This window comes from Yoonia litorea (assembly GCF_900114675.1).
In the GTDB taxonomy this organism is placed as follows: Bacteria; Pseudomonadota; Alphaproteobacteria; order Rhodobacterales; family Rhodobacteraceae; genus Yoonia; species Yoonia litorea.
The window spans coordinates 454,621-467,601 of sequence record NZ_FOZM01000002.1 but is presented as its reverse complement, the minus strand read 5'-3'; the positions used below and the strand labels follow the sequence as shown (position 1 = coordinate 467,601).

The 12,981-nt window shown below is 57.0% G+C and carries 11 protein-coding genes; 8 read left to right on the top strand and 3 right to left on the bottom strand.

What is annotated here, in order from left to right; translation table 11 throughout:
• Positions 1–44 precede the first annotated feature (44 nt).
• Positions 45–2,177 carry a polyribonucleotide nucleotidyltransferase gene (pnp, locus tag BM316_RS12425; protein ID WP_090208991.1) on the top strand — a complete coding sequence of 711 codons (2,133 nt, stop codon included), beginning with the start codon at positions 45–47 and terminating at the stop codon, positions 2,175–2,177.
• A gap of 76 nt (positions 2,178–2,253) precedes the next feature.
• On the opposite strand, the gene BM316_RS12420 is transcribed toward pnp, so the two are convergent.
• The gene (locus BM316_RS12420; protein ID WP_090208988.1) at positions 2,254–2,907 is read right to left on the bottom strand and encodes a peroxiredoxin; all 654 of its coding nucleotides are present in this window, start codon (positions 2,905–2,907) and stop codon (positions 2,254–2,256) included.
• A 124-nt stretch (positions 2,908–3,031) separates the two neighbouring features.
• Here BM316_RS12420 and BM316_RS12415 point away from each other — a divergent pair, with 124 nt between their 5' ends.
• From BM316_RS12415 to BM316_RS12405, 3 genes are all read left to right on the top strand, one after another.
• Positions 3,032–4,471, top strand: a complete 1,440-nt coding sequence (locus BM316_RS12415) for an aldehyde dehydrogenase family protein (protein WP_090208986.1) — start codon at positions 3,032–3,034, stop codon at positions 4,469–4,471.
• Positions 4,472–4,567: 96 nt separating this feature from the next.
• A complete protein-coding gene (locus BM316_RS12410) occupies positions 4,568–5,497 on the top strand; it encodes a VOC family protein (RefSeq protein WP_090208983.1) in 930 nt (309 codons plus the stop codon).
• Position 5,498: 1 nt separating this feature from the next.
• Positions 5,499–6,092: an alpha/beta hydrolase gene (locus BM316_RS12405; RefSeq protein WP_090208980.1), complete on the top strand. Its 594-nt coding sequence runs from the start codon at positions 5,499–5,501 to the stop codon at positions 6,090–6,092.
• 68 nt (positions 6,093–6,160) lie between these two features.
• Here the strand turns inward: BM316_RS12405 and BM316_RS12400 are convergent, their stop codons facing one another.
• Positions 6,161–6,808, bottom strand: coding sequence for an RluA family pseudouridine synthase (locus BM316_RS12400; protein ID WP_090208975.1), 648 nt, complete (start codon positions 6,806–6,808; stop codon positions 6,161–6,163).
• Complete coding sequence (locus BM316_RS12395) at positions 6,805–7,458, bottom strand: YggS family pyridoxal phosphate-dependent enzyme (protein WP_090208972.1); 654 nt, start codon at positions 7,456–7,458, stop codon at positions 6,805–6,807. The genes BM316_RS12400 and BM316_RS12395 overlap by 4 nt, the downstream gene beginning before the upstream one ends.
• Positions 7,459–7,685: 227 nt before the next feature.
• Between BM316_RS12395 and BM316_RS12390 the strand changes: the two genes are divergently transcribed.
• From BM316_RS12390 to holA, 4 genes are all read left to right on the top strand, one after another.
• Positions 7,686–8,777 (top strand): porin, encoded by a 1,092-nt coding sequence (locus tag BM316_RS12390; RefSeq protein WP_090208970.1) that lies wholly within the window; start codon positions 7,686–7,688, stop codon positions 8,775–8,777.
• 161 nt (positions 8,778–8,938) lie between these two features.
• Positions 8,939–11,482, top strand: coding sequence for a leucine--tRNA ligase (gene leuS / locus BM316_RS12385; protein WP_090208968.1), 2,544 nt, complete (start codon positions 8,939–8,941; stop codon positions 11,480–11,482).
• The gene (locus tag BM316_RS12380) at positions 11,472–11,957 is read left to right on the top strand and encodes a hypothetical protein (RefSeq protein ID WP_242649894.1); all 486 of its coding nucleotides are present in this window, start codon (positions 11,472–11,474) and stop codon (positions 11,955–11,957) included. The genes leuS and BM316_RS12380 overlap by 11 nt, the downstream gene beginning before the upstream one ends.
• A complete protein-coding gene (gene holA, locus BM316_RS12375) occupies positions 11,954–12,976 on the top strand; it encodes a DNA polymerase III subunit delta (RefSeq protein WP_090208965.1) in 1,023 nt (340 codons plus the stop codon). The genes BM316_RS12380 and holA overlap by 4 nt, the downstream gene beginning before the upstream one ends.
• Positions 12,977–12,981: the final 5 nt, after the last annotated feature.

Sequence of the window (12,981 nt, the reverse complement as noted above, 5' to 3'; positions counted from 1 at the left end):
GCCCCCTACGCAAAAGGCCAACCGTGGCCAACTAGGAAAACATAATGTTCAACGAAGTGAAAAAATCAATTCAGTGGGGCGAGGACAAGCTGACACTGGAAACAGGCAAGGTTGCGCGTCAGGCAGACGGCACCGTGATTGCCACCCTTGGTGAAACCTCTGTCATGGCAAACGTGACATTCGCCAAGCAACAAAAGCCGGGGCAGGATTTCTTTCCGCTAACCGTGCACTACCAAGAGAAATACTATGCTGCCGGTAAAGTACCCGGTGGCTTCTTCAAGCGCGAAGCACGTCCAACCGAAAAAGAGACGCTGACTGCGCGCTTGATCGACCGTCCAATCCGTCCGCTTTTCGTGCCTGGCTTCAAAAACGAAGTTCTGGTCATGTGCACGGTGCTGAGCCACGACATGGTCAACGATCCTGACATGGTCGCGATGATTGCGGCCTCCGCTGCGCTGACAATCTCTGGCGCACCATTTATGGGTCCGATTGCAGCCTGCCGCGTTGGTTTCGAGGATGGCGAATACATCCTGAACCCTGAAATCGACGACATGCACAATCTGCGCATGAACCCAGAGCAACGTCTGGACCTTGTTGTCGCCGGCACAAAAGACGCCGTGATGATGGTGGAGTCGGAAGCCTACGAACTGACTGAGGACGAAATGCTGGGTGCGGTGACATTCGCCCACGAGCAGATCCAGCCTGTCATCGACCTGATCATCGATCTGGCCGAAGAAGCCGCGAAAGAGCCGTTCCAGTTCGAAGCACCCGACTATTCCGACCTCTATGAGGCCGTGAAAGCCGCTGGTGAAGACAAAATGCGCGCCGCTTATGCGATCACCGACAAGCAGGAACGCACAACCACCGTTGCTGCCGTCAAGGCCGAGATCATCGAAGGTCTGACCGAAGAACAGCAGGAAGATGCGAACCTCGGCCCCGCGCTGAAAAAGCTGGAATCCTCTGTTCTGCGTGGCGATGTGGTCAAAAACGGCCGCCGTATCGACGGCCGTGCACTGGATGAGATCCGTCCGATCGTATCCGAGACCGGCATCCTGCCACGGACCCACGGTTCGGCCCTGTTCACACGCGGCGAGACCCAAGGTCTGGTTGTGACCACATTGGGCACCGGCGACGACGAGCAGATGATCGACGCGCTGACCGGCATGTATAAGGCCAACTTCATGCTGCACTACAACTTCCCGCCATATTCGGTTGGTGAAGTTGGCCGCGTGGGTTCGCCCGGTCGTCGTGAAATCGGTCACGGCAAGCTGGCATGGCGTGCGCTGCAGGCTGTTCTGCCTGCGCCAACCGACTTCCCCTACACCATCCGCGTGGTCTCCGAGATCACCGAATCCAACGGCTCAAGCTCGATGGCTTCTGTCTGCGGCGGCTCGCTGTCGATGATGGACGCCGGTGTGCCTCTGAAAGCACCGGTTGCAGGTGTGGCCATGGGTCTGGTGATGGAAGAAGACGGCTCTTACGCTGTTCTGTCCGACATTCTGGGTGACGAAGATCACCTGGGCGACATGGACTTCAAAGTGGCCGGTACCGAAAACGGTATCACCTCGCTGCAGATGGACATCAAGATCGCAGGCATTACGCCAGAGATCATGAAGAAAGCTCTGGAACAGGCGAAAGCCGGCCGTTTGCATATCCTGAACGAGATGGGCAAAGCCCTGACAGGCGCAAACGAATTCAGCGTCCACGCGCCCAAGATCGAAACAATGCAGATCCCAACCGACAAGATCCGTGAAGTGATCGGTTCGGGCGGTAAGGTCATCCGTGAGATCGTGGAAACATCCGGTGCCAAGGTCGATATCAACGACGACGGCGTAATCAAGCTGGCCTCGAACGACGCCGAAGCGATCAAGAAGGCCTATGACATGATCCACTCGATCGTGGCAGAGCCGGAAGAAGGCGTGATTTATAAAGGGACGGTCGTGAAGGTCGTAGACTTTGGTGCCTTCGTGAACTTCTTTGGTAAGCGTGACGGTCTGGTCCATGTGTCCCAGATTGAGAACCGCCGCCTGAACCACCCTTCGGATGTTCTGAAGGAAGGTCAGGAAGTCTACGTCAAGCTCTTGGGGTTCGATGATCGCGGCAAAGTCCGTCTGGCCATGAAAATGGTCGATCAGGAGTCAGGCGAAGAAATCAAGAAAGAGGAAGCGTCCGAGTAAGACGCCCCCGCATTTCCCAAAAAACTGGGCCCGTCAGCATCGCTGGCGGGCCCTTTTTCTTTTCCGGTGCTGAAGGTCAGTCCTTCAGCTTGGTCTTCCGCAGGTATGGCAGCACGGTCTCGAAATCGCCAAACTTCTCCTTCGCATCCGCGTCGCTGACGGTTGCCGGGATGATCACATCATCACCGACATTCCAGTTTGCCGGTGTCGCCACCCCGCGGCCAGTCGATGTCTGCAGCCCATCCAGCGCCCGCAGTACTTCGGCAAAATTGCGGCCCACGGTCATCGGATAGGTCATCGACAGCTTCAACTGCTTGTCCGGCCCGATGATGAAGACCGAGCGCACGGTGGCACTATCGGCAGGCGTGCGGCCATCGGGCAGATAGGCCTCTGCAGGCAACATGTCGAAAGCTTTGGACACCTCAAGACCCGCATCCGCGATGATCGGGAAACCGGCAGGCGCGCCGCCGACAGTTTCAATATCCGCTTTCCACTTCTTATGATCCTCAACGCCGTCGACACTGACACCGATCACCTTGGTCCCGCGCTTTGCCCATTCATCGGCAAGCTGGGCCACAGCACCGAATTCGGTCGTGCAGACAGGTGTGAAATCCTTGGGGTGGGAAAACAGAATTGCCCAATCATCGCCGATCCACTCGTGCAGGGAAAACGTGCCCTGATCGGTCTCTACGGTCAGATCGGGGATTGTGTCGTTGATACGCAGTGACATCTCATGTCCTCTCTTGTTTTGCTCTTGCCGTAATATAAGTCGATGTGACACTCATCGCTATGAACAGCCGTTCTGAAATGACGGCGCGAGCCGGAACAGGCTGACTTAATCAGGGAGACGAAGCATGATCGAGAAACGGGACTTCTACATCAACGGCGCTTGGGTGCCCCCTGTTGTCGCGCATGACCACAACGTGATTGATCCCTCGACAGAGGATGTCTGCGCCATCATCTCACTCGGCGATCAGGCCGACACAGACGCCGCCGTTGCTGCCGCGACCGCCGCCTTTCCCTCATGGGCCGCCACACCGCCGGAAAAGCGTGCCGACTACGTCAAAGGCATCCTTGCCCAATACGAGGCAAGGGTCGAGGAGATGGCCGAGGCGATCAGCATTGAGATGGGCGCGCCCATCGATATGGCGCGCTCCAGTCAAGCACCTTGCCTGCCATGGCATCTGGAAAACGCGCTCGAGGCATTCAAGGAAATCGAATGGATCCGCCCGCTTGGCCCACATGCACCAAACGACCGGATCGCAATGGAGCCGATCGGCGTGGTCGGTCTGATCACTCCTTGGAATTGGCCGATGAATCAGGTGACGCTCAAGGTGATACCTGCACTATTGGCGGGCTGCACGATGGTTCTGAAACCATCGGAAGAGGCGCCCCTGTCATCACTGCTCTTTGCTGAGTTTGTGCATGACGCTGGCGTACCTGCAGGCGTCTTCAACCTTGTCAACGGTGACGGCCCCGGCGTCGGCAATCAGCTGTCCACGCATCCTGATGTCGCAATGATCAGCTTCACTGGCTCAACACGTGCGGGCAAAGCAATCTCAGCCGCTGCCGCTGAAACCCTGAAGCGCGTCACGCTGGAGTTGGGCGGTAAAGGTGCCAACGTGATTTTTGCAGATGCCGATGAGAAGGCCGTCAAGCGCGGTGTGCTGCATTGCATGCAGAACTCGGGTCAGTCCTGCAACGCGCCGACCCGCATGCTGGTGGAGCGTTCGATTTACGATGAAACGGTTGAGAAAGCCGCCGAGATTGCCAAGAACGTCAAAGTCGGCCCTGCTTCAGAGCCGGGCCGTCATATCGGCCCCGTCGTGAACAAGACCCAGTGGACCAAAATCCAGGAAATGATTGAAGTCGGCATCAACGAAGGCGCACGCCTCGTCGCCGGTGGCCCCGGTTTGCCTGAGGGGATGAACAAAGGTTACTACGTGCGCCCCACCGTCTTTGCTGATGTCAGCAACGATATGCGCATCGCGCAGGAAGAAATCTTTGGTCCGGTTCTGTCGATCATTCCGTTTGAGGACGAAGCCGATGCCATCAAAATTGCCAATGACACGCCTTATGGCCTGACCAACTATGTCCAGACACAGGACGGTCCGCGCCGGAACCGCATGGCGCTGGCGCTCAAGGCAGGCATGATCGAGATGAACGGCAAGGACCGCGGTGCCGGCTCGCCTTTCGGCGGCATGAAGATGTCAGGCCGCGCCCGCGAAGGTGGGGTCTGGGGCATCGAAGAGTTCCTTGAGGTCAAAGCTATATCAGACTGGGCAGCAGAATAGCCCCATGTGCACAGGCGCACCAAATGGGTGCGTCTGTGGCGGTTTAGTGCAGTCGCGAAAATGATATCTATCCTATCAAAGAAATAGGAGAGCGATATGCTGAACCAAATCAAAGGCCTTCATCACGTCACATCGCTGGCCAGTGACGCCCGCAACAACAATGTGTTTTTCACCAACGTACTCGGTCTACGCCGGGTCAAGAAAACCGTAAATTTCGACGCACCCGACGTCTATCACCTTTACTATGGTGACGAGGTCGGCTCGCCAGGCACTGTCATGACCTACTTTCCCTTCCCCCGCGCCGGCCGCGGTGCCAAGGGCGTTGGCGAGGTCGGACGTACCGCGTTCAGCATCCCAACAGGCACATCACAGGCCTGGCTGGATCGACTTGCCACGTTTGAGGTCGACGGGATCGCGCAGGATGAACGCTTCGGCGAAAAGCGTGTCTTGTTTGATGGACCGGATGGCGATCAGTTTGCATTGGTCGAAAGCGATGATGATCGCACACCTTGGACAGGCAACGGCGTGAGCAAGGAAATCGGCATCCGCGGGTTTCACTCGACAGACATGCGTCTCAAAGATAGTGGTGCCAGCGCCGAGTTGTTGACGTTCATGGGATACGAGAAACTCGATACCAAAGACAATGTCACCCGCTTCGTTATGCCAGACGGCAACGATGCCAAAACGATCGATATCGAGGAGCTTCCAGGCGCTGGCTTTGCCGCCCAAGGCGCAGGCTCGGTGCATCATATTGCCTTTGCAGTTGAAAACCGCGCACGTCAGTTGGAAGTCCGTGAAGCGCTGCTCGACACGGGCTATCAGGTGACACCCGTCATCGACCGTGACTACTTCTATGCGATCTACTTCCGCACCCCCGGCGGTGTACTGTTCGAAGTGGCAACAAACGAACCGGGCTTTGACCGCGACGAGGACACCGCGCATCTGGGCGAGGCGCTGAAGCTGCCCAGCCAGCATGAGCACCTGCGCGCCAAGCTGGAAAGCTACCTTCAGCCGCTGGAGGGGTAAGATGTCCTATGTGGCAAAACGCACGAAAGGAACAGCGGGTGCACCGCTGTTCCTGACCTTCCACGGGACCGGCGGAAACGAGAGCCAGTTCCACGCCTTCGCGGAAAGCCTTGTGCCGGGCGCGCATGTCACCTCGGCGCGCGGTGACGTGTCAGAACATGGCGCGCTCCGCTATTTCAAGCGGACAGGCGAAGGCGTCTATGACATGGATGACCTTGCCATGCGCACCGAAGCAATGGCGGACTTCATTCGTGCCGAAAGGAAGGATGCAGGCGCGACCCGAGTGATCGGTTTGGGCTATTCGAACGGTGCAAACATCCTCGCAGCGGTTGCGTTGTCATATCCTGATCTGGTTGATGATCTGGTCATGATGCACCCTCTGATCCCGTGGTCACCGTCGCCCCAGGCGGGGCTCAAAGACCGCCGCGTCCTGATCACTGCAGGCGAGCGCGATCCGATTTGCCCTGCGCCACTGACAAAGGCGCTTGAGGACTACTTGATCAGTCAAGGGGCGCAGGTGTCGACACACTGGCATCCTGGCGGGCATGAAATCGTTGACAGCGAAATCGGCGCGATCCAGACCTTCCTCTCCTGAGCCGCATCATTTTGCAAAAAATACTCCCGCCGGAGGCATCCGACAGATGCCTCCGGCGTTTTGTTTCATCAGAAGGGTGCCTTTGCCGTCACCCGCATCCCCTGCCCGCCATCGGGGTGACGGAACTGGAGTGTCTCAGAATGAAGCATCAGACGAGGATGGTCGCGTGCCGCACCGGTGGCATAGAACGGGTCGCCCAATATCGGATGCCCAAGTGCCAGCATATGCACGCGTAGCTGATGTGACCGTCCGGTCTTTGGCATCAACCGCACGCGGGTCTCGCCGCCCTTCGCGCGCACAACGCGCCAATCGGTGACGGCAGGCTTGCCATTCTCACGGTCCACCATCTGCTTGGGCCGATTCGGCCAGTCTACGATCAGAGGTAGGTCCACCGTTCCGGTCCTTTCCGCAATCTCGCCCCAGACGCGGGCGACGTAGGTTTTCTTTGTCTGACGTTTTTCGAATTGCAGCCCCAGATGCCGCTGCGCATGAGGGGTCAGCGCAAAGATCATCACGCCAGACGTGTCGCGGTCCAGTCGGTGCACCAAAAGGGCTGTCGGAAACGCAACCTGCACACGCGCCATTAGGCAGTCGGCCAGATGCGGGCCTTTGCCAGGGACTGACAGCAGTCCAGAGGGCTTATCGACCAAGAGCACCTCATGGTCTTCGTGGAGAAGACTCAGTGGCTCTTGTGGCGGAGTGTAATCGTCGCTCACCCGTAGACCCGCTCGCCGAAAATGGCAGAACCCACACGGATATGTGTCGCCCCGAGCCCAATCGCGCGTTCAAAGTCGCCGCTCATCCCCATGGACAACCCCTCTAAGCCGTTGCGCGCGGCAATCTTGGCGAGCAGCGCAAAGTGAAGGCTTGGTTCCTCGTCTACAGGAGGAATACACATCAAACCTCGCAAGGGAAGATCAAGCGCGCGGACTTCAGAGATAAAGGCATCCGCCTCGGCGGGCAGAACGCCCGATTTCTGCGGCTCCTCTCCTGTATTCACCTGAACGAAGAGGTCGGGACAATGCCCAAGGTCTTGCGCATGGCGTGCAATTGCTTTGGCGAGTTTAGGACGGTCGACCGTGTGAATCGCGTCGGCCAATTGCATTGCCTGTTTCACCTTGTTGGTCTGCAGAGGCCCGATCAGATGCAAAGTGATTCCATCGTATTGCTCACGAAAGTCCGGCCACTTGCCAGCAGCCTCCTGAACCTTGTTCTCACCAAAGATTCGGTGCCCTTCTTCAAGGACGGCCGCGACTCGCTCGTTTGGCTGGACTTTCGAAACAGCAATCAAGCTGACATCTGCCGGATTTCGACCCGCGCCTTCACAGACTGCGTTGATTTTGGCCTGAATTTCGCCAAGCGACATAGAAGGTACCTCGAAATAAGGGCTCACACTGTGTTGCAGGCTGAAATAGGGCGATTTTCAAGCAAAGTCATGGGAGAAAGTTTGTGTGTCCTTAGTGCATCATTTTTCCGGAAGCGCTTTGGAGACGGGCTAATTCACTTGAGACTTTCGTCCGATAGGCGCAGTTACACCGCAATGCTAGGACAACTGGCATTCTTGGGAATGCATAACCACGAGGGAAAATATCGATGAAAAGCATCCTTCTTACAACAACAGCTATCGTCGCTTTCGCAGGCGCAGCTGCTGCTGACGGCCACGCAGGCATCAGCTTCTCCGGCTCCGCTACTCTGGGCTACAACACTTCCGATGAAGGTCCAGCTGGCGATAACGACGGCTTCTACGGTGACATGGAACTCGACGTATCCATGGTTGCAGCTCTGGACAACGGCATCACAGTCACAGCGACTGCTGATGTTGACGATCTGGACGTCGAAGACGCTGGCTACAACGGCGTAACTTTGGAAATCGCTTCCGAAATGGCGTCTTTGACATTCGGCGACACAAACTCTTCGGCTGACACTCACTGGTCCGGCGTTGACGGCGACTCAGTTGGTGATTTCCGCGGTACAACTGAGCACCTCGACAACTTTGACGCAGTTCTTCGCGGCGAAGCAACATTCGGCGGCGTCACAGGGTCGGTCTCTTACGGCGTAAACACTCAATCTGGCGACGACTCGCTCAATGCTCTGCAGGTTGCTGCTGTAGCTGACGTTGCAGGCTTCACAGTCATTGGTGCGTACGAAGAAGCTATCGACGAAACAGTTGAAGATTTCGCTGAGCAGTTCGGTGTATCTGTCTCCGGTGCAGTTGCTGGTTTCGATGTGACAGCTGCTTACTTGTCGCAGGACTTCGACGACACAACATCTTTGGGCGTCAGCGTATCTGCACCGTTCGGACCAGTTACAGTTGGTGGCTACTACTCGATGAACGAGTCTGACAACGCCGCTCGTGCACTCGACCAGTATGGCCTTGATGTATCATATGTTGACGGCCCTATTTCGGTTTCCGCCGAAATCGACATGGTTGAAGACGCAGACGATGCAGGTTGGTCGGTCGACGCGAATTATGACACAGGTCTGGGCGCAATCATCCACGCCGGTGTGAACAACAGCGTTCTAGACGATGAGCTCGACTACTACGTGGCTGGTACATATGACCTGGGTGGCGGCGCTACTCTGCTCGTGTCCTATGCGATCGATGAAGACGGTTCCGAAGGCGACGAGATCGGCGAAGACGAACTGCAGAACGGTACAACTGTAGAAGTATCCTTCTCCTTCTAATCGAAGCTGAAGTCACAAAGTTTGAGCGGTCCTTCGGGGCCGCTCTTTCTTTTTGTGCAGGTCGATTTCAAAGCGGCAGACTATAGCCATCCCTGACCCGCACCATTATGACTATCGCCGGACGAGGCCATCCTGTTTGAGAATTCGGAAAGACCGCTGACATGACCACATATTCGCCAGCTAAAATCGAGGCAAAATGGCAGGAGGCTTGGGCTGAAGCCCAGACTTTCAAGGCGACGCGCAGTGCCGATAAGCCCAAGTACTACGTGCTGGAAATGTTCCCCTACCCTTCGGGCCGGATCCACATGGGCCATGTGCGCAACTATACAATGGGTGACGTGATTGCGCGCTATAAGCTGGCGACGGGACACAACATTCTTCACCCCATGGGATGGGACGCCTTCGGGATGCCCGCTGAAAACGCCGCAATGGCCTCAGGCGGTCACCCCAAGGACTGGACCTACCAGAATATTGCCGACATGCGCGCGCAAATGAAACCTCTTGGCCTGTCGATTGACTGGTCGCGCGAGTTCGCGACCTGTGATCCTGAATACTACGGTCAGCAGCAGGCCTTGTTCATCGACTTTCTGGAAAAGGGCCTGATCTACCGCAAGAAGGCTGTCGTGAACTGGGACCCGGTCGATATGACCGTGCTGGCAAACGAGCAGGTGATTGACGGCAAGGGCTGGCGCTCTGGTGCCGAGGTTGAACGCCGCGAGTTGGTGCAGTGGTTCTTCAAGATCAGTGATTATTCCGAAGAACTGCTCGACGCCATTGACGGGTTGGACAACTGGCCTGCGAAGGTCAAGCTGATGCAAGCAAACTGGATCGGCAAATCGCGCGGGCTGCAGTTCAGCTTTCACCGCACCGATGGCGGTGAAATCGAAGTTTATACAACTCGCCCAGACACGCTGATGGGAGCATCCTTTGTCGGTATCTCGCCCGACCATCCGTTAGCCAAGGAACTGGAAGCCAAAGACGAAAAGGTTGCGGCATTCTGCGCCCAATGCCGTAAGGGCGGCACCACCGCAGAGGCAATCGAGAAGGCTGAGAAGCTGGGCTTTGATACCGGCCTGACCGTCAAACATCCGCTGGCGGGCCAGCCTGACCTGCCCGTCTATATCGCGAACTTCATTCTGATGGATTACGGCACAGGCGCAATCTTCGGTTGCCCAGCGCACGACCAGCGAGACCTTGATTTCGCGCGCAAGTATGGTTTGCCCGTGATCAGCACGTTTGCGCCCGCAAATGACGAAGGCATCACAATGCCCGAGGACGGGGGCGACGCCTATGTGCCGCCAAAGTCCGAAACGGTTATCTATATCCGTGGCTTTGCCGGCGAAACAGAGCAGACCGGAGACGATGGTATTGCCGCAGCCATCGCTTTTGCTGAAGAGAACGGTTTTGGTGAAGGCGTAACCAAGTATCGCTTGCGTGACTGGGGACTGAGCCGTCAGCGCTATTGGGGCTGCCCGATCCCGGTTGTGCACTGCGACGACTGCGGCGTGGTGCCTGAGAAGAAAGAGAACCTGCCCATCGAACTGCCCTATGACGTGTCATTCGACACCCCGGGCAACCCGTTGGACCGTCACCCAACATGGCGGGACTGTGCCTGCCCGTCCTGCGGCAAGCCTGCCAAGCGTGAGACCGATACGATGGACACATTCGTGGATTCGTCATGGTATTTTGCGCGCTTCACCGCCCCCAATGCCGAGACGCCGACCAGTATGGAAGATGCCCAGTACTGGATGAACGTCGACCAGTACATTGGCGGCATCGAGCATGCGATCCTGCACCTGCTTTACAGCCGCTTTTTTGCCCGCGCGATGCACATGACAGGCCACCTGCCCGCCAGCGCCTCAGAACCATTTGATGCGCTGTTTACGCAAGGCATGGTCACGCATGAAATCTATCAGACTCGCGACGACAAAGGCCGACCCGTCTACCACTTGCCGGAGGATGTCACTGACGGAAAGCTGGCAGATGGAACCGCCGTAGAGATCATTCCTTCGGCCAAAATGTCGAAGTCGAAGAAGAACGTGGTCGATCCTGACGACATTCTGGACAAATACGGTGCCGACACCGCGCGTTGGTTTGTTTTGTCCGACAGCCCGCCGGAACGCGATGTGGAGTGGACCGCCGCAGGTGCAGAAGCGACATTCAAGCATCTCAACCGCGTCTGGAACCTCTGCGACCGTATCAGCCAGATGGATGACAGCGCAGGAGAAGGTGACGAAGACTTGCTGCGTGCCATGCACAAGACAATCAACGATGTCACCTTGGCGATCGAGACTTTCGGGTTCAACGCAGCAATCGCAAAGCTCTACGCCTTTACGGCGACCTTGCAGAAATCTAAAGCTTCAAAAGCTGCCAAACGCGAAGGGATCATGACGCTGGCACAGCTGATGTCGCCGATGACACCGCATTTGTCAGAGGACATCTGGGCGCATCAGGGCGGCGAAGGACTGATCGCAAATGCGCCTTGGCCGGTCGCCGATGAGGCTATGTTGGTGGAAGATACCATCACCATGCCTGTCCAGATCAACGGTAAACGTCGCGCCGAAATTCAGGTCGCCGCAGATGCCCGTAAAGATGCAGTCGAAGAAATCGTGCTCGGACTTGATGTGGTTCAGAGTGCGCTTTCCGGAAGCGCCCCGAAGAAACTGATCGTTGTACCCGGACGGATTGTGAACATTGTCATCTGACCGCCACGCACGTCGCTTTTTCCTGGCAGGGCTTCTTGCCCTGGCGGGATGCGGTTTTGTGCCGGTCTATCAAGAGAACAGTGATCTCCGCGGCGCCTTCGTGTTCGAGAGCGATCCGTCAGTCCTGGGGTATCATATCAGCGCGCGCCTTGAAGAGCGGCTCGGCCGGACCGTGGTGCCGCAATACTTAGTGAAAGTCACGGCAGACAGCTCTGAACGTGCGGCTGCGATTACGGCTGAGGGTGATACAGCGCGGCTTAACATCGTCGGCGCGGCACGTTGGGTCATGTTTGATCTCTCAAATGACCGTCAGATTGATAACGGGCAAGTCGAGGCATTCACGTCCTACTCTGCGACTGGTTCGACCGTTGCGACCCAAACCACCCGAGACGACGCGCGTGAACGTCTGGCGACAATCCTTGCCGATATGATCACGACGCAGGTTCTTGCGCGGGCAAGCGAACTGCCCCGATGAAGCTGTCAGGACCCGCAGCCAAAGAGTATCTGCGCAAACCTGACGCTGCGCACACAGCCATTCTGATTTTCGGTGCAGACGCGATGCGTGTTGCAGATGCGCGGACACAGTCCATCAAATTTCTTGTTGGACCTCAGGGCGAAGAAGAGATGCGGCTGACACGGATCAATGCCGCCGACCTTAGAAAAGACCCGGCCCTGCTTGATGACGCAATCAAGGCGCAAGGGTTCTTTCCAGGGCATCGCGTCGCCTTCGTCGAGGACGCGACCGATGGTCTAGCCAAGACACTTGAGGCGGCGCTTGCAGATTGGCAGCCGGGCGACGCGCAAGTGATTATCACCGCCGGGCAACTCACCGCGAAGTCTGCGCTGCGAAAGGTCGTGGAAAACCACCGTAATGCTGTTTCAATCGGTCTTTACGATGATCCACCCAGCGGCGCTGACATTGAACTTGCGATCTCCGACGCAGGATTAGAGAGGCCATCTCAGGATGTCATGGATCAGCTTTTGTCGCTGGCCAATTCATTGGAGCCAGGGGACTTCCGGCAGACGCTTGAGAAGATCAGCCTCTACAAATTGAGTGACAACACGCCGTTGACGTTGGAAGACGTGGCCGCATGTGCACCGCAATCTGCTGATGCGGATGTTGACGATATTCTTGATGCCGTGACTGACGGTCAGCCCGATCAACTCGGTCCGCTTTTGCGCAATCTGACGGCACAGGGTGTATTGCCAGTCACACTTTGCATTCAGGCGACCCGGCATTTTCGGCGTCTGCATATGGTCGCATCTGATCCCAACGGTCCCGCGTCAGGTGTCGGACGGTTACGTCCGCCAGTTTTTGGGCCACGACGTGATAAGATCAGCAGACAGGCCGGGCGCTGGGGAAGAGATCGACTGGAAAGGGCTTTGACCGCACTGACAGACTTGGACTTGCAACTCAGATCGGCTCAAAGCGCTCCTCCAGCCGCATTGGCAGAGCGCACCTTCATTCGCCTGGCGATGATCGCAAGGCAGTAGGCCCT